The 21,641-nt window shown below is 64.9% G+C and carries 19 protein-coding genes and 1 pseudogene; 18 read left to right on the forward strand and 2 right to left on the reverse strand.

Annotated elements, in window-relative coordinates; translation table 11 throughout:
• Both AC1DYK_RS33490 and AC1DYK_RS33495 read right to left on the reverse strand, forming a co-directional pair.
• Positions 1–247: helix-turn-helix domain-containing protein (locus AC1DYK_RS33490; protein ID WP_478170215.1), on the reverse strand; the 247-nt coding region annotated here is incomplete at its 3' end.
• A gap of 170 nt (positions 248–417) precedes the next feature.
• On the reverse strand, positions 418–1,299 hold the full coding sequence (locus AC1DYK_RS33495) for a bestrophin family protein (protein WP_478170216.1): 882 nt from the start codon (positions 1,297–1,299) through the stop codon (positions 418–420).
• A gap of 294 nt (positions 1,300–1,593) precedes the next feature.
• On the opposite strand from AC1DYK_RS33495, the gene benC reads away from it, so the two are divergent.
• The 18 genes and pseudogenes from benC to AC1DYK_RS33585 all read left to right on the forward strand — a co-directional run bounded on the left by benC (position 1,594) and on the right by AC1DYK_RS33585 (position 21,241).
• Complete coding sequence (gene benC, locus AC1DYK_RS33500; RefSeq protein ID WP_478170217.1) at positions 1,594–2,613, forward strand: benzoate 1,2-dioxygenase electron transfer component BenC; 1,020 nt, start codon at positions 1,594–1,596, stop codon at positions 2,611–2,613.
• Between the two features lie 36 nt (positions 2,614–2,649).
• Positions 2,650–3,090, forward strand: a complete 441-nt coding sequence (locus AC1DYK_RS33505) for a bacteriohemerythrin (RefSeq protein ID WP_478170218.1) — start codon at positions 2,650–2,652, stop codon at positions 3,088–3,090.
• A gap of 32 nt (positions 3,091–3,122) precedes the next feature.
• Positions 3,123–4,517: an anthranilate 1,2-dioxygenase large subunit gene (antA, locus tag AC1DYK_RS33510; protein WP_478170219.1), complete on the forward strand. Its 1,395-nt coding sequence runs from the start codon at positions 3,123–3,125 to the stop codon at positions 4,515–4,517.
• On the forward strand, positions 4,517–5,005 hold the full coding sequence (antB, locus tag AC1DYK_RS33515) for an anthranilate 1,2-dioxygenase small subunit (RefSeq protein ID WP_478170220.1): 489 nt from the start codon (positions 4,517–4,519) through the stop codon (positions 5,003–5,005). Before antA ends, antB begins: the two co-directional genes overlap by 1 nt.
• A gap of 65 nt (positions 5,006–5,070) precedes the next feature.
• Positions 5,071–6,453 (forward strand): MFS transporter, encoded by a 1,383-nt coding sequence (locus tag AC1DYK_RS33520; RefSeq protein WP_478170221.1) that lies wholly within the window; start codon positions 5,071–5,073, stop codon positions 6,451–6,453.
• Between the two features lie 18 nt (positions 6,454–6,471).
• A complete protein-coding gene (locus AC1DYK_RS33525; RefSeq protein WP_478170222.1) occupies positions 6,472–6,843 on the forward strand; it encodes a 2Fe-2S iron-sulfur cluster-binding protein in 372 nt (123 codons plus the stop codon).
• Complete coding sequence (locus AC1DYK_RS33530; RefSeq protein ID WP_478170223.1) at positions 6,844–7,791, forward strand: catechol 2,3-dioxygenase; 948 nt, start codon at positions 6,844–6,846, stop codon at positions 7,789–7,791.
• Positions 7,791–8,222, forward strand: coding sequence for a GlcG/HbpS family heme-binding protein (locus AC1DYK_RS33535; RefSeq protein WP_478170224.1), 432 nt, complete (start codon positions 7,791–7,793; stop codon positions 8,220–8,222). The genes AC1DYK_RS33530 and AC1DYK_RS33535 overlap by 1 nt, the downstream gene beginning before the upstream one ends.
• A 10-nt stretch (positions 8,223–8,232) precedes the next feature.
• Positions 8,233–9,693 (forward strand): 2-hydroxymuconic semialdehyde dehydrogenase, encoded by a 1,461-nt coding sequence (locus AC1DYK_RS33540; protein ID WP_478170225.1) that lies wholly within the window; start codon positions 8,233–8,235, stop codon positions 9,691–9,693.
• 13 nt (positions 9,694–9,706) lie between these two features.
• Positions 9,707–10,489, forward strand: a complete 783-nt coding sequence (gene dmpE / locus AC1DYK_RS33545; RefSeq protein ID WP_478170226.1) for a 2-oxopent-4-enoate hydratase — start codon at positions 9,707–9,709, stop codon at positions 10,487–10,489.
• A gap of 15 nt (positions 10,490–10,504) precedes the next feature.
• On the forward strand, positions 10,505–11,296 hold the full coding sequence (gene dmpH, locus AC1DYK_RS33550; RefSeq protein WP_478170227.1) for a 2-oxo-3-hexenedioate decarboxylase: 792 nt from the start codon (positions 10,505–10,507) through the stop codon (positions 11,294–11,296).
• Positions 11,297–11,315: 19 nt separating this feature from the next.
• Positions 11,316–11,504 (forward strand): annotated as a pseudogene (locus tag AC1DYK_RS33555) (2-hydroxymuconate tautomerase); the annotation flags it as partial.
• 162 nt (positions 11,505–11,666) lie between these two features.
• Positions 11,667–15,257, forward strand: a complete 3,591-nt coding sequence (locus AC1DYK_RS33560) for an indolepyruvate ferredoxin oxidoreductase family protein (RefSeq protein WP_478170233.1) — start codon at positions 11,667–11,669, stop codon at positions 15,255–15,257.
• Between the two features lie 37 nt (positions 15,258–15,294).
• A complete protein-coding gene (locus AC1DYK_RS33565; RefSeq protein WP_478170228.1) occupies positions 15,295–15,729 on the forward strand; it encodes a MaoC family dehydratase in 435 nt (144 codons plus the stop codon).
• A gap of 9 nt (positions 15,730–15,738) precedes the next feature.
• Complete coding sequence (phaC, locus tag AC1DYK_RS33570) at positions 15,739–17,415, forward strand: class I poly(R)-hydroxyalkanoic acid synthase (RefSeq protein ID WP_478170229.1); 1,677 nt, start codon at positions 15,739–15,741, stop codon at positions 17,413–17,415.
• 19 nt (positions 17,416–17,434) lie between these two features.
• Positions 17,435–18,223 carry an enoyl-CoA hydratase gene (locus AC1DYK_RS33575; RefSeq protein WP_478170230.1) on the forward strand — a complete coding sequence of 263 codons (789 nt, stop codon included), beginning with the start codon at positions 17,435–17,437 and terminating at the stop codon, positions 18,221–18,223.
• Between the two features lie 36 nt (positions 18,224–18,259).
• Positions 18,260–19,537: a polyhydroxyalkanoate depolymerase gene (locus tag AC1DYK_RS33580; protein WP_478170231.1), complete on the forward strand. Its 1,278-nt coding sequence runs from the start codon at positions 18,260–18,262 to the stop codon at positions 19,535–19,537.
• Positions 19,538–19,804: 267 nt separating this feature from the next.
• Positions 19,805–21,241: an IS1182 family transposase gene (locus AC1DYK_RS33585; protein ID WP_478170232.1), complete on the forward strand. Its 1,437-nt coding sequence runs from the start codon at positions 19,805–19,807 to the stop codon at positions 21,239–21,241.
• The last annotated feature ends 400 nt before the right edge of the window (positions 21,242–21,641 follow it).

The following is a 21,641-nucleotide window of genomic DNA, read 5'->3' on the forward strand; positions in this document are numbered from 1 at the left end:
GCCGAGGGGCGTCCAGTAGCCCGTCCAGCCGATGCTCGACGAATCGGGCGCGCCACTTCGAAACCGTCTGCTGCGTCACGCGCTGGCGGCTCGCAACCACCTTGTTGTCCACGCCTTCGGCGCAGGCCAGAACGACGCGAGCGCGCAACCCCAAAGCCTGTGCGGTCTTGCGCCGCAGCGTCAGCGCCGTGAGTTGCTCGCGTTCGGTTTCGCTCAGCACCAGTTCTGTCTTAGGTCTTCCTCGCATGGCCGCCTCGTCGTGTGCATACGGTACACGATCGATTCGGCGCTCCTTGATTAGTTCAATGAACTTCTAACTCACGACACTAGGGAGATGCGGGCGCAGAGGGCTATCCGAAATCTGCGCGGCGTCCGCCGGACGCCATCCACAACTTGCTGAAGCACCACGCGCGTGATTCAGCTCAAGCGCGCATCGATCTCGATGGTGCGGCAGAGTGCGTGCAACGGCAGGTGGTGCGCTTCGGTGCCGAATGACTCTTCGATCTCGTCGCCGACGGCGGCCAGACCGAAGAAGGTGTAGGCCACGAAGGCCACCACGACCGGCGTCACGTAGCCCGTCAAGTCGACCAGGCCGAAGGGCAGGAGGAAGCAGAACAAGGTCGCCGTCCGGTGGAGCAGGAGCGTGCAGACGAAAGGGATCGGGGTCGAACGGATCCGCTCGCAGCCCGCGGCGACGGCCGTCATGCCTGACAGCGTCTCATCGAGCTGCGCGGCGAGTCGAGGGTCGATGCGTCCCGCGCGCACCGCCGCACCCAGGTCAATGCGGCGAAGCAGGTACGACGTGCCATTGCGTGCCTTCGCGAATGCCGCTGCCTCGGCGGCGTCGAGAAAGGACCTGACATCGGCCTGCGACGCACTGCCCCGCAACTGGTGACGCAAGGCATGTGCGAACGCGATGCTGCGTCGGAGGAGTGTCACCCGCACATCGCTGCAGCCATCACCCGCCGCGAGGGGGTCCGGGTCCGCGATGAGACTCTGCGTCTGCCTCGCGAGGCTGCGCGACCTGTGGATCAGTTCACCCCAGAGCTTGCGCGCTTCCCAGTAGCGGTCGAAGGCCGCGCTGTTGCGAAAGCCCAGGAAGATGGACAGCGCGAGTCCGATGATCGAGAACGGCACTGCGGTCAGCGTGACCTTCCAGTCGAACAGGTAGCCGCGCGACAGCGTCACGGCGATGGCCAGCGCGGTGCATGTCGCCACCGCGGGCGCGATGCGCCGGAGCACCGAGCCCTTGAGAACGAAGAACAGCCGAATGCCGTGAGGGCGCTGCAGAACGATCATGCGAAATCCGTCGCTCGGGTGTTGCGGGGCACGAAATTCTGCATCGCGCTGCAGTCGCGTGAAGGACGCCAGACCCTTCTGCTGCAGGCTTTTGCAAGAAGCGGACAGTCGCGGGCAGGGATCTCGCAAGCCGCGAACAGTCGTCACCGTGCATTGCAAGATTCGGATCCGCGGCGGCCATCGCTCGGCAGATTGCGGATAGATCGAAGCAGGTCGTCTTCCTAGACTCAGCTCCACATCGAACGACCCGCGTGGTCCCACGATGAACACCACGAGAAAAACGGAGTCAGGTCTGTGAGCTACAACATTGCGCTCAATTTCGAGGATGGCGTGACGCGCTTCATCCAGTGCAGCGGCACGGAGTCGGTGGTCGATGCGGCTTACCGCCAGGGCATCAACGTTCCGATGGATTGCCGGGAAGGCGCCTGCTCGACCTGCAAGTGCCGGATCGAGTCCGGCGACTACTCGCTCGGCGACTATATCGAGGACGCGCTCAGCAAGGACGAGGCCGACAACGGCTATGCGCTGGCCTGCCAGATGCGCCCCAAGGCCGATTGCGTGGTGCTCGTGCCGACCGATTCGACCGCCTGCAACACCAGGCAGGAGAACTACGAGACCGAGATCGTCGAGGTCCGAAAGCTCTCGGACAGCACCTTCAGCCTGGTGCTGCGCGGCGCGGGACTGAAGACGCTCAGCTTCCTCCCCGGCCAGTACGCGAACCTCCAGGTGCCCGGTGAAGAGCGGCGACAGCGTGCGTATTCGTTCAGCTCGCTCGCAGCCGGAAGCGACACCGTGTCCTTCCTGATCCGCAACGTGCCCGGCGGACTCATGAGCGGCTTTCTGAGCCAGCGTGCGAAGCCCGGCGTCGGCCTCTCGCTGACCGGCCCCTTCGGCAGCTTCTACCTGCGTGCGATCCAGCGCCCGATGCTCATGCTGGCGGGCGGCACCGGCCTCGCGCCATTCCTCGCGATGCTGGACAAGATCGCCGTTGCCGGCGGCAGCGCCCACCCGATCCATCTGCTCTACGGCGTCAACATGGACCGCGACGTGGTCGAGACGGACAAGCTGGAAGCGTTCACGAAGCAGATCCAGAACTTCAGCTACGCGGTGTGTGTGGTGGATGCCAACAGCGAGCTGCCAAAGAAGGGCTATGTCACGCACCACATCGAGCCCGCGCACCTCAACGACGGTGAAGTCGACATCTACCTCTGCGGCCCGCCGCCGATGGTCGAGGCGGTCGCCAATCACCTGCGCGACGTGAACGTCAAATCAGCATCGTTCCACTTCGAGAAGTTCGCCGCGAGCATCGGCTAGCGCGCTCCTTCCACTCCAATCAAGCAAGGCGCATCGATGAACGTCGCGATCGATTTCGCGTGGGACGACCGCTTCTTGGTCGGGCACCCCGCCATGGACGACACGCACCGCGAGTTCGTCGAACTCGTGAATGCGATGCTGGGCGCCGGCGAGAAGAACTTCGCCTGCCTCCTGGGCGCTTTCGCGTCGCATGTCGAGGCGCACTTCGCGTCCGAAGAGACGCAGATGGACCGCTACGGCTTCCCGGCACGGGATTGCCACGCGGACGAGCACGAGCGCGTGCTGGCATCGGTTCGGGAGGTTCGGGCGCTGGTCGCCGATGGCGATGTGGAGACCGGCCGCGAGCTGGCCCGGGCACTGGCCGACTGGTTCCCCGGCCATACCGACTACATGGATTCGGCGCTCTCGACCTGGATCACGAAGAAGGTCGCCGACGGCGCGCCCGTGGTCCTGCGCAGGTCGATGAAGCACAGCTGAAGCGCCTGCAACTATTCATTAACGGAGACACCATGTCGATTGCAAGATCAGCGAATGATTGGCGAGAGTTCATCTCGGGATGCCTGGACTTTCGTCCGGAAGAGAACATCTATCGGGTGGCACGCGCCATGTTCACCGAGCCCGAGCTGTTCGAGCTCGAAATGGAGATGGTCTTCGAGAAGAACTGGATCTACGCCTGCCACGAGAGCGAGATCAGCAAGCCCAACAACTTCGTGACCATGAAGGCGGGGCGGCAGCCCCTGATCATCACACGGGACAGCAACGGCCAGCTCAACGCGCTCGTCAACGCCTGCGCGCACCGCGGGGCGACCCTGACGCGCGTCAGCCGCGGCCACCAGTCGACCTTCGTTTGTTCGTTCCACGCGTGGACCTTCCGCTCCGACGGCAAGCTGCTGAAGGTGAAGGCCCCATCGGAGTATCCGGAGGGCTTCGATCTCTCGCAGCGCAACCTCAAGAAGGCGCGCATCGCGAGCTACAAGGGCTTCGTCTTCGTGAACCTCGACAACGAAGGCACCATGTCGCTCGAGGACTACCTCGGAGATGCCAAGGTCTTTCTCGACCTCATGGTCGCCCAGTCGCCGACCGGCGAACTCGAGGTGCTGCCGGGCAAGGGCCACTACACCTTCGCGGGCAACTGGAAGCTGCAGAACGAGAACGGCCTCGACGGCTACCACGTGAGCACGGTGCACTACAACTACGTGGCCACGGTGACGCACCGCGCGGAGATCAACGCCAAGAAGGGCGCGGCGGACGCCAACACGCTCGACTACCGCAAGCTCGGGGCGGGCGACGACGCCACGGACGACGGCTGGTTCTCTTTCCCCAATGGCCACAGCGTGCTCTTCAGCGAGATGCCGAACCCGGACGTCCGCCCCGGCTATGCCACGGTGATGCCTCGGCTGGTCAGGGAATACGGGCAGCAGAAAGCCGAATGGATGATGCATCGGCTGCGCAACCTGAACGTCTACCCGAGCCTGTTCTTCATGGACCAGATCAGCTCGCAGCTTCGCATCATCCGGCCGGTGGCCTGGAACAAGACCGAGATCCTGAGCCAGTGCATCGGCGTCAAGGGCGAGTCCGACGCCGACCGCGAGAACCGCATCCGCCAGTTCGAGGACTTCTTCAACGTCTCGGGCATGGGAACGCCCGACGACCTGACCGAGTTCCGTGAAGCGCAGCGCGGTTTCCAGGGCCGCATGGAGAAGTGGAATGACATCTCGCGCGGCTGCGACAAGTGGATCAAGGGCAGCACGGCAAACGCCGAGACGCTCGGGATCCGACCGGTGCTGACGGGCAGCGAACTCACGCATGAAGGGCTCTACGCCAACCAGCACGGCGCCTGGCGCGATGCGCTGCTCAGGGGCCTCGACACCAAGAGCCGCGACGCGGAAGGAGCAAAGCAATGATGGGCGACCTGCAACAGAGCGTCGAGCAGTTTCTCTATCGCAAGGCGGACCTGTGCGACCGCCGCGAATGGGTGGACTACCTGGAGCTCTTCGACGAGGAGTCCGAGTTCCATATTCCCCAATGGGACTCGGAGCATGTCTACACCACCGATCCCAAGCGCGGCATGTCGCTGATGTACTACGCGAACCGCGCCGGCCTCGAGGACCGCGTGTTCCGCATCGGCACCGGCAAATCGGCCGCTTCGACCCCGATGCCGCGCACGCTGCACCTGGTCACCAACGTCGCGATCCAGGAGGTCTCCGATTCCCAGCTCGAAGCGAAGGCCAAGTGGGTGACGCATGTCTACCGCTTCGGTCAGTCGTCGACCTTCCACGGCGACGTCACCTACCGACTCAGGCCCGCAGGCTTCAGCTGGGTGATCCTGAAGAAGCATGTCGTGATCCACAACGACACCATCGATTCGGTGTTGGACTTCTATCACGTCTGACCCAGCCGGGCGCGGGCGAAGGGGGTGGCCCCGCTCCCTTCAGAAAGACCACAAAGGAGACATATATGCGTCAAATCGACGTGCACAGACTTTCGGACGAATCGCGCTTCAACAGCTTCCATGGCCTCGTGCTGTTCTGGTGCGCGCTGATCATCGTGTTCGACGGCTATGACCTCGCGGTGATGGGCATCGCGCTGCCGTCGATCATGAAGGACATGAATGTCGACCCGACCAGCGCGGGGTTCATGGTGAGCGCGGCGCTGTTCGGAATGATGTTCGGTGCCATCACGCTCGGCACGCTGGCCGATCGGATCGGTCGTCGGCGCACGATCGCGATCTGCATCGCCCTGTTCAGCGTGTTCACCGCGGCCGCGGGCCTCGCGAAGGATCAGATCACCTTCAGTGTCGTCCGGTTCCTGGCGGGTCTAGGCATCGGCGGCGTCATGCCCAACGTGATCGCGCACATGACAGAGTTCGCGCCCCGCAAGATCCGCAGCATCATGGTCACGCTGATGTTCAGCGGCTACTCGGTGGGCAGCATCCTGGCCGCTCTGCTGGGCAAGGGGCTGATCGAGACCTATGGATGGCAATCGGTGTTCCTGGCCGCCGGTGCGCCCGTGCTGCTGATCCCGATCATCCTGAGGTCGATGCCGGAATCGATGCCCTACCTGCTGGCGAAGGGCCGCACCAGCGAACTGAAGCGGATCGCGTCGCGGCTCGATCCGAGCTACATCCCGCGCTCCGATGACCAGTTCATGGTCCCGGCCGCGGACAAGATCGACAGCGCGCCGATCCGCCACCTGTTCGCCGAAGGCCGCGGCTTCAGCACGATCATGTTCTGGATCGCCACTTTCATGTGCCTGTTCATGGTGTACGCGCTGAGCTCGTGGCTCACGCGGCTGATGATCACGGCGGGCTACAGCCTGGGATCGGCGCTGTCCTTCGTGCTGGCGCTTAATGCCGGCGCGATCGCAGGCGCGATCGGCGGCGGCCTGCTGGCCGACCGATTCCACATCAAGTACGTGCTGATCGGCATGTACGCGGTGGCCGCGGTGTCGATCGCCCTGCTGGGCTACAAGATGTCGACCGAGCTGCTGTATGTGTTCGTGGCGCTGACAGGTGCCTGCACGATCGGCACGCAGATCGTGAGTTCGGCCTATATCGGCCAGTTCTACCCGATGTCCGTGAAGTCGACCGGCATCGGCTGGGCGCTGGGCGTCGGCCGCAGCGGAGCCATCCTGGCGCCGATCATCATCGGTTCGCTGGTGGCCATGCAGTTGCCGCTCGAGAAGAACTTCCTGGCGATCGCAGTGCCCGCGGTCGTCGCAGCCGTGGCCATGATGCTCGTGAACCATTCGCGCTCGGCATCGGCCCAGCACGAAGCGGCTGCCCGTGACGACGCGTTGTCGGAGCCGCTGCAGCCGCGCCCGGCGAGTGCGCGGCACTAGACCGGCAAAGCGCCCGGCATGCCCTACCGCATCACGATCACCAACACCGACGAAAGCTACACCTGCGCCGGAGAGGACAACCTGCTCAAGGCCATGGAACAGCTTCGCCGCAAGGGCATCCCGGTCGGTTGCCGCAACGGGGGCTGCGGGGTTTGCAAGGTGCGGGTGCTGCAGGGCGACTGCGTGATGAACAAGATGAGCCGCGCGGCGGTGAGCGAGGAAGAGCAGCGACAGGGGCATGCGTTGGCGTGCCGCGTGCAGCCCCGCAGCGACATGCAGGTGGAAGTGGTGGGAAGGATGGCGCGAGCCGTCGAGTCCCGCAGGAGTACGTCCTTCAGCTTCGATTTCAGGAGTGAGGGGCGGATGAAGCAATCAGACAAGGAGAACTAGATGGCAATCACAGGCGTTCTGCGCCCGGGGCACGTCGCGATGCGCGTGCTCGAACTCAAGCCGGCGCTCAAGCACTATGTCGATGTCCTCGGCCTGGTGGAAACCGGCCGTGACGACAAGGGCCGGGTCTATCTCAAGGCCTGGGACGAGATCGACCATCACAGCGTGGTTCTGCGCGAGGCCGATGAGGCGGGCCTGGACTACATGGGCTGGAAGGTCGAATCGTCGGCGACGCTCAAGCGCCTCGCGGCCGACGTGGAAGCCTCGGGTCTCGCCAGCGACATGACGTGGATTCCAGCGGGAGAGCACCCGGAGACCGGTGAGCGCTTCCGCTTCATGGTGCCCACGGGCCACGTGATGGAGTTGTATGCCGACAAGGGCAAGGTCGGCAACGGCTGCGGCACCGACGGCCCGGACATCAACCCCGATCCGTGGCCCGACGGCCTCAAGGGCATCGCGCCCTCGCGCTTCGACCACTGTCTGCTCTATGGCGACGATCTCGACGGCACCGTCAAGCTGTTCACCGAGGTGCTGGGCTTCAGCGTCGCCGAGCGCGTGATGACGAGCGCCGACAAGAACTTCATGATCGCCGCCTTCCTGAGCTGTTCGAACAAGGCGCACGACGTCGCCTTCATCCGCCAGCCGGTGAAGGGCAAGCTGCACCACGCTTCATTCGAGCTCGGCAGCTGGGAGAAGGTGCTGCGCGCGGCCGACATCCTGTCGCGCACGAAGACCTCGATCGATCTGGGCCCCACGCGGCACGGCATCACGCGCGGCGAGACCATCTACTTCTTCGACCCCTCGGGCAACCGCAACGAGGTGTTCTCGGGCGGCTACATCTTCTACCCCGACAAGCCGGCCATCACCTGGTTCGACGAGACGCTCGGGCCGGCGATCTTCTACCACGACCGCCAGCTCAACGAGGCCTTCCTGTCGGTGTTCACCTGATGAAGAAGGCTGTCACACAGGCGGTCATCGACTGGGAAGCCGCAATGGCGGCGGCATCGGGGGCGGCGCGGTGGGCCGAGGAGGCCGGCATCCGGGTGAACGTCGCGGTGGTCGACGCGGGAGGCAACCTTGCGGCATTCGTTCGCATGCCGGGCGCCTTCCTCCATTCGATCGACATTGCGATCGACAAGGCCTACACGGCGGCGGGCTTCGGCTTGCCGACCAGTGCCTGGACCGAGGCGCTCGCCACCCACTCGGGCGCGGTGCGAGAGGGGATCCCGTTGCGGCCCCGGATGGTGTGTTTCGGCGGCGGGTTGCCGCTGCGCCACGAAGGGCAGGTCATCGGCGGCATCGGCGTCTCCGGCGGTTCGGAGCAGGAGGACGAGACCTGCGCGCGCGCCGGTCTGCATGCGGTCGACTTGGAGAATTGAAAGGACGGACATGAAAGAGATCAAGAACTTCATCAATGGCGAATTCGCCACCAACCTGAGCGGCAAGGTGTTCGAGAAGCGCACGCCGATCGACAACTCGCTGGTCGGCAAGGTCTACGAGGCCGGCCGGCCCGAGGTGGACGCTGCCGTGAACGCCGCGCATGCGGCGCTCGAAGGTGACTGGGGCAGGCTCTCGGTCAATGATCGTGTCAAGCTGCTCGACGGCGTGGCCGACGAGATCAACAACCGCTTCGACGACTTCCTGCAGGCGGAGATCGCCGACACCGGCAAGCCGGTGCACCTGGCCTCGCACGTCGACATCCCGCGCGGCGCGGCCAACTTCAAGATATTCGCGGACACGATCAAGAACGCCTCGACCGAGTCGTTTCGCATGGCCACGCCCGACGGCAAGGACGCGCTGAGCTACGCGGTGCGCGTGCCGCGCGGCGTGATCGCGGTCGTGTGCCCGTGGAACCTGCCGCTGCTGCTCATGACCTGGAAGGTCGGGCCGGCGCTCGCCTGCGGCAACACGGTGGTGGTCAAGCCCTCGGAGGAAACCCCCAGCACCGCGACGCTGCTCGGCGAGGTGATGAACAAGGTCGGTGTGCCCAAGGGGGTCTACAACGTCGTGCACGGCTTCGGCCCCGATTCGGCCGGCGCTTTCCTGACCTCGCATCCGCGGGTCAACGGCATCACCTTCACCGGCGAGACCGGCACCGGCACCGCGATCATGAAGGCGGGGGCCGAAGGGATCCGGCCGGTGTCGCTCGAACTCGGCGGCAAGAACGCCGCACTGGTGTTCGCGGACTGCGATTTCGAGGTGGCGGTCAACACCGTGACGCGCGCGGTCTTCGAGAACTGCGGCCAGGTCTGCCTCGGCACCGAGCGGGTCTATGTCGAGCGACCCATCTTCGAAAAGTTCGTCAATGCGCTCAAGGCCAAGGCCGAGGGCATGAAACCCGGACGCCCAGATGACCCGGCGACGAAGATCGGGCCGCTGGTGAGCCAGGAGCATCGCGCCAAGGTGCTGTCGTACTACGAGCGTGCACGCGAAGAGGGCGCGACCGTGGTCACCGGCGGCGGCATTCCCGACATGCCGATCGACCTACAGGAGGGCGCCTGGGTCCAGCCCACCATCTGGACCGGACTGCCTGAGACCGCCGCGGTGGTGCGCGAGGAGATCTTCGGCCCGTGTTGCCACATCCAGCCCTTCGACACCGAGGACGAGGTAGTGCGCATGGCCAACGACACGCCGTACGGCCTGGCGACCTCCATCTACACGAGCGACCTGGGCCGCGCCAACCGTCTGGCCGTGCGCATCGATGTCGGCCTGTGCTGGATTAACAGCTGGTTCCTGCGCGACCTGCGCACGGCCTTCGGTGGCTCCAAGCAGTCGGGCATCGGCCGTGAGGGCGGCGTGCACTCGCTCGAGTTCTACACCGAGCTGCGCAACATCATGGTCAAGTACTGAGGGAGACGAGCAAATGGAAGCCAGGAAAATTCAGGGCTACGGCGACGCGCTGTACGAAGCGCTGCTGAGCTGCAAGACGATCGCTCCGATCACCGAGCGCGAACCCGACATCACGATCGAGGACGCCTACCAGATCCAGCTGCGCATGATCCAGCGCCGCATCGACGCCGGGGAGACCGTGGTCGGCAAGAAGATCGGCGTCACCAGCAAGATCGTGATGGACATGCTGAAGGTCGATCAGCCCGATTTCGGCCAACTGCTGTCGGCGATGGTCTTCAACGAGGGCGAGCCCGTGCTCGTCGACAGCCTCATCGCGCCGAAGGCCGAGGCCGAGGTGGCGTTCCTGCTCAAGCGCGACCTTGAAGGACCGGGGGTGACCGCCGCCGACGTGCTGCGCGCCACCGAGTGCGTGATGCCGTGCTTCGAGATCGTCGATTCGCGCATCACGGACTGGAAGATCAAGATCCAGGACACGGTCGCCGATAACGCCTCCTGCGGGGTTCTCACGCTCAGCGGCCAACGGCGCAGCCCGCGCGATCTCGACCTGGCGCTCGCGGGCATGGTGCTGGAGAAGAACTGCGAGGTCATCAGCACCTCCACCGGCGCGTCGGTGCAGGGCTCGCCGGTCAACGCCGTGGCTTGGCTCGCGAACACGCTCGGCCGCCTGGGCATCGGCCTGAAGGCCGGTGAAATCATTCTCTCGGGCTCTCAATCGCCCCTCGTGCCAGTGAAGGCCGGCGACAGCCTCCACTGCAGCGTCGGTGGCCTGGGCGGCACCTCGGTGCGATTCATCTGAAGCAAGGACATCACCATGACCACACTGGACAAGAGCGAGATCACCCGACTCGCCGAACTTCTCGAAACCGCCGAACTGCAGGCGCGCGACGTCACCAAGATCACCGACGACTACCCTGGCATGGACTGGAGCGATGCCTATGCGATCCAGGACGAGTTGCGCCGCCTCAAGGAGAGCCGTGGCCACAAGATTGTTGGCCTGAAGGCGGGGCTGACCTCCTTCGCCAAGATGAAGCAGATGGGCGTCACCAGCCCGGTGTTCGGCTTTGTCGCCGACTACATGGCGCGGCCCGACGGCGGCGAGATCGTGACCTCCGAGCTGATCCATCCGAAGGTCGAGGCCGAGATCTGCATCGTCACCAAGGCGCCGCTCAAGGGTCCCGGTTGTCACGTCGCCGCGGTCATGGCCGCCACCGATTTCGTGGTTCCGGCGGTCGAGGTGATCGATTCGCGCTACCGCGACTTTAAGTTCGACCTCAAGAGCGTGATCGCCGACAACACTTCCGCCTCGCGCTTCGTGATCGGTGGGCGCATGCGCGAGTTGGCAGGGCTCGACCTGCGCACGCTGGGCGTGGTGCTTCAGAAGAATGGCGAGGTCGTCAGCATGGCTGCGGGCGCCGCGGTGCTCGGCCAGCCGCTGGCCGCCGTCGCGATGCTGGCCAACCACCTGGGCGAGCGGGGCCAGGAGATCCCGGCCGGCACCTTCATCATGACCGGCGGCGTCACCGAAGCGATCGCGGTGGAGGCCGGCGACAGCGTGGCGGTTCGCTTCCAGGACCTGGGCACGGTCTCGATGCGTTTCGTCTGAGCCGCAGGAGCGCAGCGCCATGCCATTCGCACAGATCTACATGATCGAAGGACGCCCCGAGGAACAGAAGCGCGCCGTGATCGAGAAGGTCACGCAGGTCCTGGTGGATGCGGTCGGCGCGCCGCGCGACAGCGTGCGCGTGCTGATTCACGACGTGCCAGCAGAGAACTGGGGCATCGCCGGCACGACCGCGAAGTCGCGCGGACGCGGCAAGCCGGCTGCGCCGGACGACCCGGTCGTCTCATTTCAGCTGAGCCGCCGCCTCGCGCCCCCTTCACGCAGCGGAAGAAGCTGAGTCGCACCACGCGACCCGACGACCCTCCCGCCCTACGAGAAAAAGCGCCCACCGAGGCGCGCCCATCCAGAGAAGCTGCCCATGGCCACAAAGAAAGACATCCCTAACGCGTTCACACAGGAGACCGGTCCCCTCCATACGGGCGGGATCGACGCACTCGTGCGCCTGACGCTCGACCAGGTCCGCATGGACACGCGGCGCGGCCTGAAGACCGGCATGTTCATCTCGGGCTACCGGGGCTCGCCCGTGGGCATGCTGGACGCCGCCTTCATCAAGAACGAGAAGACGCTGCTCGCCAACCACATCCACTTCGTCGACGGACTCAACGAGGACCTGGCGGCTACCGCCGTGTGGGGCACGCAGATGTTGCACACCGTCGGCAAGCAGAAGTTCGACGGCGTTACGGGCCTCTGGTACGGCAAGGCGCCCGGCGTGGACCGCAGTGGAGATGCGCTCAAGCACGCGAACTACACTGGCATCGGCAAAAACGGCGGCGTGCTCGCGATCGCAGGGGACGATCCGAGCTGCAAGAGTTCGTCGCTGTGCAGCCAAAGCGAGCCGATGCTGATGCACGTGGGAATCCCGTCTCTGTACCCGGCCAATGTGCAGGAGATCCTCGATCTCGGCCTGCATGGCTACAACATGTCGCGGCTGTCTGGGCTCTGGGTGGGCCTGAAAATCGTCACCAACGTGGCCGACGGCATGGGCACGGCGGACGTATCGCCGGAGCGGCTGAACTTCGTCACGCCCGACCTGATGTTCGACGGCAAGGCCTTCACGCCGAACATGAATCTGGGCATGAACGTGCGAGCGGAGGCGCTCGAGATGGAGCAGTCGCTCTACACCCGCCGCCTCGAGGTGGCCAAGCGCTACGCGCGCGAGAACAGGCTCAACAACGTGGTTTTCGAGAACCGCGACGCCTGGCTCGGCATCATCACCGCGGGTAAGACCTATAACGACCTGCGCCAGTCCTTCCTGGAGCTGGGTCTGGACGACGAGGCGCTGCGCCGCTACGGCATCCGCATCCTCAAGATGGGCATGCTGTTCCCGATGGAGCCCACGGTGGTGCGCGAGTTTGCGCGGGGGCTGGAAGAGATCTTCGTGATCGAGGAGAAGCGGCCCTTCCTGGAGATGTTCGCCAAGAACGTACTCTACGGCGTGGCCAACGCGCCGCGCATCGTCGGCAAGTTCGACGAGGAAGAAAAGGAACTTCTGCCGCACTACGGCGAGTTCGAATCGGACGTGATCGGGCGGGCGCTGACCAAGCGGCTTTCGCGCAAGGCCAGCGTCGAATCGGCCGAGGCCTGGCTCAGGCGCCTCGACGAGATCCATGCGCGCGCCAAGCTCGCCACTGCCACGCGCACCGCCTGGTACTGCTCGGGGTGCCCGCACAACAGCTCGACCCAGGCGGTCGACGGAAGCATCGTTTCAGCCGGAATCGGCTGCCACACGATGGCCATGTGGATGGACCGCAACGTCGTCATGGGCACGCATATGGGCGCGGAAGGCGCGCAATGGATCGGCATGGCGCCGTTCACCGACACCCAGCACATCTTCCAGAACATGGGCGACGGCACCTACGCCCACTCGGGCAGTCTCGCGATCCGTTACGCGGCGTCCACCAACGCCAACATCACCTTCAAGCTGTTGCGCAACGCCCATACTTCCATGACCGGCGGGCAGGAGATCATGGGCGCGCATCCTGTGGCCGACATGGTGTCGGATTTGCTCGCCAACGGCGTGAAGAAGGTGATCGTCACCACCGACGACGTGGAGGCCTACCAGGGCGTGAGCCTCGTCGGCGGCACGCAGGTGTGGCATCGCGACAGGCTCGACGAAGCCCAGCGCGCGCTGGCGGCGATCCCCGGCACCACGGTGCTGGTCCACGACCAGGAGTGCGCGGCCGAACTGCGCCGGGCGCGCAGCCGCGGCAAGGTCGAGGAGCCGGTGGAGCTCACCGTCATCAACGAGCGAGTGTGCGAGGGCTGCGGCGACTGTGGCGTCAAATCGAACTGCATGAGCGTCGAGCCGGTGGAAACCGAGTTCGGCCGCAAGACGCGCATCCACCAGTCTTCCTGCAACAAGGATTTCTCCTGCGTGAAGGGCTTCTGCCCCTCCTTCCTGACGATCACGCCCAACGCCGCGCCGGACGCGGGCGAGGCGGGCGCGAAGAAGAAAAGGAAGAAGAGCCGCATCCCGGTGCTCGACCGCGCGCTGCCCGATCCGGTGTCCAAGGTCGACGCGAGCTTCGGCTTCAGCGTGCACATCATGGGCATCGGCGGCACCGGGTCGGTGACCGTGACCGCGACAATCGCCGCGGCCGCGCGCCTCGAAGGCAAGCATGTCATCGGCCTCGACCAGACCGGGCTCGCACAGAAGGGCGGCTCGGTGATCTCTGACATCAAGATCACGAACGCACCCTTCGACGGCTCGAACAAGATCTCGGACGGCCGCGCCGACCTGTACCTGGGCTTCGACATCCTCAATGCGACCGATCCCAAGAACCTCGACAAGTGCCATCCGGAGCGCACCATCGCGGTGGTGTCGACCACGCAGACGCCGACGGGGCAGATGATCGCCAACCGGCGCGTGCTGTTCCCGGCCACGCGCGGTCTCACCGCCGGCATCGACCGCGTGACGCGAAAGGCCGACAACGTGTTCCTCGACGGGCAGGCACTGGCCGAGGGCCTCTTCGGCGACAGCATGGCGACCAACACCTTCATGGTCGGCGTGGCCTACCAGGCCGGCACGATCCCGCTGAAGGCCGAATCCATCGAGGCGGCCATCCGCAACGCCGGCGTCGGCGTCGAGATGGGGCTGGCGGCCTTCCAGTGGGGTCGCATGGCGGTGGTGGATCGGGCGGCGGTGGCGGCCGAGATCGCGCGGGGCGCCGCCTCGGTGGGCGCGGCGGCGCAACCGGCGCCGATGACGCCGCAGGCGCGTGCGATCGTCGAGGCCGTGGGTGGCCAGGGCGAGGTCCGGCGCCTGCTCGAGGTCCGCGTGCCGGAGTTGATCGCCTACCAGGACGAGGCCTATGCGAAGCGCTATGCGGCCGTCGTGGCACGCGTGTTGAGTGCCGAGGGTCGCAGCACACCTGGCACCACCGCGCTCGGCGAAGCCGCCGCACGCTACCTCTACAAGCTGATGGCCTACAAGGACGAGTACGAGGTGGCACGGCTGCACACGGACCCTGCCTTCCTGGCCCAGTTGGACGGCATGTTCAAGCACGGCTACACGGTCAGGTACAACCTGGCGCCGCCGACGATCTCGCGGCGCGATCCGGTCACGGGTCACCTGCTCAAGCAGCAGTTCGGCCCGTGGATGCGCACGGCCTTCAAATGGCTGGCGCGCTTGCGGGGCCTTCGTGGCGGCGCGCTCGATGTCTTCGGCAAGACCGACGAGCGGCGTGAGGAACGCCGGTTGATCGAGGACTACATCGCGTTGCTCGACCAGATAGCGCACGACCTGAGCCCGGCCAACCATGCCGCAGCGGTGGCGCTCGCCAGCGTGCCCGACGAGATCCGCGGCTACGGGCATGTGAAGGAGAAGAGCGTTGCCGCGGCGAAGCAGTTGCAGCAACAGCGCATGCAGGATTTCCTGCGGCTGGCCCCGGTCGAGCAAGCTGCTCCGGTGCGCGAGGCCGAGGCCGAGCACGTGGTGGCCTGAACCTTCGCTCTCACCTAAACAGTCACAGGACAACGCCATGAATCGACTCAACGGCTACGACTTCGAAGACCTCGAGATCGGCATGCACGCCACCTTCGCGAAGACCGTCACCGAGGCCGACATCGTGCTGTTCGCCGCGGCCTCGGGCGACAACAACGCGGTGCACATCAACGAGGAGTTTGCGCGCACGACGCAATTCAGGGGCCGCATCGCGCACGGCATGCTCAGTGCCAGCGTGATCTCGGCCGCCATCGCCGGGCGGCTGCCCGGACCCGGCACGGTTTACCTCGGGCAGAACCTGCGGTTCAAGGCGCCGGTGCGGCCGGGCGACACCGTGCAGGCCACAGTGACGGTCAAGGAACTGTCGACCGAGAAGAAGCGCGTCACGCTGACCACGATCTGCACGGTGGAGGGCAAGGTCGTGATCGACGGCGACGCCATCGTCATGCCGACTTCCCGGCAAGCCCGCTAGGCGGAGCTCATGAACCTGCCGTTCAACATTCCGGACGAGTTCGTCCAGGGCCTCGTCGAATCCGGCACGCGCATGTTCGGTGCAGGCGCCGGCACGGGGGTGGATCGCGCGCAGCTCGCGCAGGCCCAGACGCACTACTGGCAACAGCAGGCGGCGCTCTGGGCCGGCTGGCTCACCAGCGGCGGCACGCAATCGACCACCGTGGTCGATGCCGAGCGCGGCGACCGGCGCTTCCACGGCGATGCCTGGAGCGGCCATCCGTGGTTCAGCCTGCTCAAGCAGAACTACCTGCTGAACGCCCGGCTCCTCGGCGAGCTGGCCGATGCCGCCGAGCTCGAAGCGGCGGACAAGCACAAGCTGCGCTTCTTCATGCGGCAGTTCATCGACACGATGAGCCCGGCCAACTTCGCCGGCACCAACCCCGAGGTGCTGAAACTGGCGCTCGAGTCCAACGGTCAGAGCTTCACGGCGGGCCTGACCCATCTCGTCGACGACCTCGGCAAGGGACGCATCTCCATCACCGACGAGAGCGCCTTCGAGATCGGCCGCAACGTGGCGGTTTCGAAAGGCTCGGTGGTCTATGAGAATCCGCTAATGCAGCTGATCCAGTACGCGCCGATGACCGAAAAGGTCGCGGTGCGTCCGCTGCTCATCGTGCCGCCGTGCATCAACAAGTTTTACATCCTGGATCTGCAACCCGAGAACTCCTTCGTGCGCTTCGCCTGCGAGGAGGGCCAGACGGTGTTCCTGGTGTCGTGGCGCAATCCCGGCCCCGATCTGGGCCACATCACCTGGGACGACTACCTGGTGCTCGGCGCGATGGCCGCCATCGAGGTTGCACTGGCCATCAGCGGGGCCGACAAGGTCAACGCAGTGGGGTGGTGCGTCGGCGGAACCATCCTCGCGAGCGCGCTGGCGGTTTTGCGCGCGCAGGGGGACCGAACTGTGGCCAGCGCGACGTTCCTGACCACCATGCTCGACTTCGCGGAGCCGGGCGACCTCGGCGTCTTCGTGGATGCCCAGGGCGTGGCGCAGCGCGAGGAAACGATCGGGCGCGGCGGCATCTACCCTGGCGCGGAACTGGGCTTCGTGTTCCAGTCGCTGCGCGCCAACGACCTGATCTGGCCCTACGTGATTGGCAATTACCTCAAGGGCAAGAGCCCCGCTGCCTTCGACCTGCTTTACTGGAACGCCGACGCGACCAACCTGCCGGGGCCGATGTACGCTTGGTATCTGCGCAACATGTACCTCGAGAACAACCTGCGCGTGCCGGACCGCCTCACGATGTGCGAGACGGCGGTCGATCTCGGGCGCATCGACATGCCCTGCTACGTGCTCGCGACCAAGGAGGATCACATCGTTCCCTGGCGATCGGCCTACCAGACCACGCAGCTGGTCGGCGGCAAGTCGCAGTTCGTGCTCGGCGCGAGCGGACACATCGCCGGGGTCGTCAATCCGGCGTCGAAGGACAAGCGCAGCTACTGGACCGGCGCGGCGCAAGGTGAATCGGCCGACGCCTGGCTCGCCGGTGCTCTGGAGTCGCCCGGGAGCTGGTGGAAGCACTGGCGCCAATGGCTCAAGCCGCTCGAGGGCAAGCAGGTGGTCGCGTGCCAGCGGCTCGGAAGCACCGAACACACGCCGATCGAGGACGCACCCGGCCGCTACGTGAAGCAGCGCGCCGAATGAATGCCACCAGGGACCAGCCATGCCCTTCGAGACCCTCCTGATTTCCGAACACGGTGACACGGCACGCCGAACCGCCGTCATCACGCTGAATCGCCCCAAGCAGCTGAACGCGCTCAACGATCAGCTGATGGACGAACTCGGCACGGCGCTGCGGGCCTGCGATACCGACAACGGCATCGGGTGCATCGTCATCACCGGCGGCGAGAAGGTCTTCGCCGCTGGCGCCGATGTGGCCGCGCTGGCGCCGCACGACTTCGCCGCGGCCTATGGGCAGGACCTGATCACGCGAAACTGGGAGACGATCCGCGGCGTCCGCAAGCCCGTCATCGCGGCCGTGGCAGGCTTCGCGCTGGGTGGCGGCTGCGAGCTCGCGATGATGTGCGACTTCATCATCGCGGCCGAGAACGCCAAGTTCGGGCAGCCTGAGATCCGGCTCGGCATCGTCCCCGGCGCCGGGGGCACGCAACGCCTGCCGCGGGCGGTCGGAAAGGCAAAGGCCATGGACCTGGTGCTCACGAGCCGGATGATGGATGCCCGGGAGGCGGAGCGCGCCGGACTGGTGGCACGCATCGTCACGGTCGAGCGCTTGATGGGCGAAGCGCTCGATGCAGCCGCCGCGATCTGCGCGCTTGGCGGCCTCAGCGTCATCGCGGCCAAAGAGTGCGTGAACCGCGCGTTCGAGTCGGGCCTGTCGGACGGCGTGATATTCGAGCGTCGGCTGTTTCACTCGCTGTTCGGGACCGCGGATCAGATCGAAGGGATGGCCGCGTTCCTCGAGAAACGCAAGCCCGCGTTCGGCCCGCGCTGATCGCCGATCCGATCATTCAGCTCAGGAACCGTCGCCATGCTCTATCATCTGCATGAAGCCCAACGCTCCCTCATGGAGCCGTTCGCCGACTTCGCTCAGGCGGCCTCCAAACTCTACGGCCAGGGCGCCGCGCTCGGGCAGACGCCGATGGCCCAGCGCATGGCCGCCGGCTACGACCTCCTGTACCGGCTGGGCAAGGACTACGAGAAGCCGGAGTTCGGCATCAAGACGGTCAAGGTCGACGGCCACGAGGTCGTGATCCATGAAAGCGTCGAGATCGAGAAGCCTTTCTGCCAGCTGCGGCGCTTCAAGCGCTTCACCGACGAGCCCGACACCCTGCAGACGCTCAAGAGCCAGCCTGTGGTGCTGATCGTGGCGCCGCTGTCGGGCCACTACGCGACTTTGCTGCGCGACACCGTGCGCACCATGCTCCAGGGCCACAAGGTCTACATCACCGACTGGACCAACGCGCGCCTGGTGCCGCTGTCGGAAGGCGAGTTCCACCTCGACGACTACATCAACTACGTCGAGGACTTCATCCGCTACCTGCGGGCCGAGTACGGCAACTGCCACGTGATCAGCGTCTGCCAGCCCACCGTGCCGGTGCTGGCCGCGGTATCCCTGATGGCCAGCCGCGGCGAGAAGACGCCGCTGTCGATGACCATGATGGGCGGCCCGATCGACGCCCGCAAATCACCCACCGCGGTCAACAACCTGGCGATGAACAAGAGCTTCGAGTGGTTCGAGAACAACGTGATCTACCGGGTGCCGGACGGCTTCCCGGGCGCCGGACGGCGCGTCTACCCGGGCTTCCTGCAGCACACCGGCTTCGTGGCGATGAACCCCGACCGCCATGCCAGCAGCCACTACGACTACTTCAAGGACCTGATCAAGGGGGATGACGCCAGCACCGAGGCCCACCGCAAGTTCTACGACGAGTACAACGCGGTGCTCGACATGGACGCCGACTACTACCTCGAGACGATCCGGACGGTGTTCCAGAAGTTCGACCTCGTGAACGGCACCTGGGAAGTCAAGAACCCCTCCGGCGAGCGCGAGCAGGTGCGGCCGCAGGACATCCATTCGACCGGCCTGCTTACGGTCGAAGGCGAGCTGGACGATATCGCCGGCTCGGGCCAGACCCGCGCGGCGCACGAACTGTGCACCGGCGTCTCGGCCAAGGAGCAGCGGCATTTCGAGGTCAAGGGCGCCGGCCACTACGGGATCTTCAGCGGACGCCGCTGGCGCGAGCAGGTCTACCCCGAGGTGCGGGCATTCATCGCGCAGCAAGAGCGGGGCAGTCCCCGGGGGTGAGCGCGTCGCGGATCTCTGGCCATCGAAGCGCGGCGAGAGCGATGAAGCATCGCAGAGTTCACCGCGCTTTCGCTTTAGTTCTGAAAACGAGTATTTTCAGAACTGAATGGTTCGGGCAGGCGGCTCCAACGGCCAAGAGACAGTTGGAAGCGCCGTGCGGGGCCGCACCGAAGCGGCATCCGCTCAAGACTGAGGCCGTGTGAAAAAGCATTGAATCCGTGAACGCCGTCGCCTAGATTGAGACAACGCCACTGACTGGGTTGCCACATGAAGCGATTCATTGAGCAGGGAGATCGTAGTCAGATCACGCTGCTGCCAGATTGCTTGGACGACTACATCGCAGAGGACAACCCAATACGCGTCGTCGACGTCTTCGTCGATGAGCTCAAGCTCTTCCAGCTTGGCTTCGAAGGCGCAGACCCGGCCGCCACTGGGCGACCGTCGTACCACCCTTCGGTGCTGCTGAAGATCTACATCTACGGCTATCTGAACCGAGTGCAATCCAGCCGACGCCTTGAGCGCGAGGCACAGCGCAATGTCGAGCTGATGTGGCTGACGGGCCGCTTGGCCCCTGATTTCAAGACGATCGCGGATTTCCGCAAAGACCATGGCGAAGCCATCCGCCTGGTGTGCCGCGAGTTCGTTGTGCTGTGTCGGCGGCTGAAGCTTTTCGCCGACGGTGTCATCGCCGTCGATGGAAGCAAGTTCAAGGGCGTCAACAACCGCGGCAAGAACTTCAACGAGCACAAGGTCCAGGTGCGAATGCAGCAGCTTGAGCAGAGCATCGGCCGCTACCTCGCCGAACTCGATCGCGCTGATCGACATCCTGCGATGGTTCTCCCTGAGCGCGTCTCGCGCCTGCAGGAGAAGGTGGCCAAGATCAAAGAGCAAATGCGCAAGCTCTCTGACGTCGATCGGCAGTTGCAGTCCACGCAGGAGAGGCAGATCTCGTTGACCGATCCGGATTCCCGCTCGATGGCGACGAGCCGTCTCGGCTCAGCTGTTGTGGGATACAACGTTCAAGCCGCAGTCGACGCCAAGCACCACATGATCGTCGCCCATGAGGTGACTAACGCGGTAACTGATCGAGGCCAGTTGGCGGCCATCTCGAAGGCGGCCAAGCAAGCCATCGAGCACCCAAAGCCGATCGTGCTGGCGGACCGAGGCTACTTCGAGGGCTACGGAATTTTGGAGTGCGAGCGTGCAGGCATTGCGACACTTGTCCCGAAGCCCTTGACTTCGAACAGCAGGTTTGAAGGCAGATTCGACAAGCGGGACTTCGTCTATGACAAGCGCCGGGACCAGTACCGCTGTCCGGCGGGCGAGATCGCCATCTATCGGTGCACTTCGATCGAGGACGGCAAGGCTTTGCGCAAGTACTGGTCGTCAAACTGCGGTGGCTGCCATTTGCAGCCGCAATGCACCCCGGCTCCGGCCCGGCGCATCAGTCGATGGGAGTACGAGGAGGTACTAGAAAAAGTCCAGGCACGTCTAGACGCTGCACCCGAGGCCTCAAAGTTCAGGCAGCGAACCATCGAACATGTGTTCGGCACCCTTAAAGCGTGGATGGGGTCCACGCATTTCCTGACGAAGACCCTGCCGAACGTGAAAACCGAGATGAGTCTGCAGGTTCTAGCCTACAACCTCCAGCGAGCAATCAAGATCCTCGGTGCAAGTACTCTGATTGCAGAGATGAAATCGTAGGAGGCGACTCGCGTTTTGCAGACGCGTCCCAAAAATCCTGGTTGGAATTGAGCCACCGGCCCGTGGATCGTGCGAGCCCCTTGAACGCAGCCGTTTCCACACGGCCTCGACTGCTTGCTGCCAGTCGAATCTCTCCGGCTAACCCGAAGTTCCTCGGTCACCCAGCGGCCTTTTGGCCTGTAGTTCCCTTTGGAATCAACGAGTTGGGCGGCTTCATGCGTTCCTGAATGTAGGCATGTTATTTACTTGAYATTTACTTGTAATTGACCTATTAATGTAGGCATGCACATCCATGTCGTGCCGAACCGTGGCTCACCACCCACCGTGCTGCTGCGCGAGTCCTACCGCGAGGGCTCCAAGGTCGGCAAGCGCACGCTGGCCAATCTGTCGAGCCTGTCGG

It is taken from the genome of Variovorax sp. P2_H12, assembly GCF_056403395.1.

Excerpts from the sequence above, each read along its gene's own strand:
- AC1DYK_RS33565 (WP_478170228.1), top strand. The coding sequence starts at position 15,295 with ATGAATCGACTCAACGGCTACGACTTCGAAGACCTCGAGATCGGCATG.
- phaC (WP_478170229.1), top strand. The coding sequence starts at position 15,739 with ATGAACCTGCCGTTCAACATTCCGGACGAGTTCGTCCAGGGCCTCGTC.
- AC1DYK_RS33535 (WP_478170224.1), top strand. The coding sequence starts at position 7,791 with ATGAAGAAGGCTGTCACACAGGCGGTCATCGACTGGGAAGCCGCAATG.
- AC1DYK_RS33495 (WP_478170216.1), bottom strand. The coding sequence starts at position 1,299 with ATGATCGTTCTGCAGCGCCCTCACGGCATTCGGCTGTTCTTCGTTCTC.
- dmpH (WP_478170227.1), top strand. The coding sequence starts at position 10,505 with ATGACCACACTGGACAAGAGCGAGATCACCCGACTCGCCGAACTTCTC.
- AC1DYK_RS33520 (WP_478170221.1), top strand. The coding sequence starts at position 5,071 with ATGCGTCAAATCGACGTGCACAGACTTTCGGACGAATCGCGCTTCAAC.
- AC1DYK_RS33575 (WP_478170230.1), top strand. The coding sequence starts at position 17,435 with ATGCCCTTCGAGACCCTCCTGATTTCCGAACACGGTGACACGGCACGC.
- AC1DYK_RS33505 (WP_478170218.1), top strand. The coding sequence starts at position 2,650 with ATGAACGTCGCGATCGATTTCGCGTGGGACGACCGCTTCTTGGTCGGG.
- AC1DYK_RS33580 (WP_478170231.1), top strand. The coding sequence starts at position 18,260 with ATGCTCTATCATCTGCATGAAGCCCAACGCTCCCTCATGGAGCCGTTC.
- antB (WP_478170220.1), top strand. The coding sequence starts at position 4,517 with ATGGGCGACCTGCAACAGAGCGTCGAGCAGTTTCTCTATCGCAAGGCG.
- antA (WP_478170219.1), top strand. The coding sequence starts at position 3,123 with ATGTCGATTGCAAGATCAGCGAATGATTGGCGAGAGTTCATCTCGGGA.
- AC1DYK_RS33525 (WP_478170222.1), top strand. The coding sequence starts at position 6,472 with ATGCCCTACCGCATCACGATCACCAACACCGACGAAAGCTACACCTGC.
- AC1DYK_RS33540 (WP_478170225.1), top strand. The coding sequence starts at position 8,233 with ATGAAAGAGATCAAGAACTTCATCAATGGCGAATTCGCCACCAACCTG.
- AC1DYK_RS33530 (WP_478170223.1), top strand. The coding sequence starts at position 6,844 with ATGGCAATCACAGGCGTTCTGCGCCCGGGGCACGTCGCGATGCGCGTG.
- dmpE (WP_478170226.1), top strand. The coding sequence starts at position 9,707 with ATGGAAGCCAGGAAAATTCAGGGCTACGGCGACGCGCTGTACGAAGCG.
- AC1DYK_RS33585 (WP_478170232.1), top strand. The coding sequence starts at position 19,805 with ATGAAGCGATTCATTGAGCAGGGAGATCGTAGTCAGATCACGCTGCTG.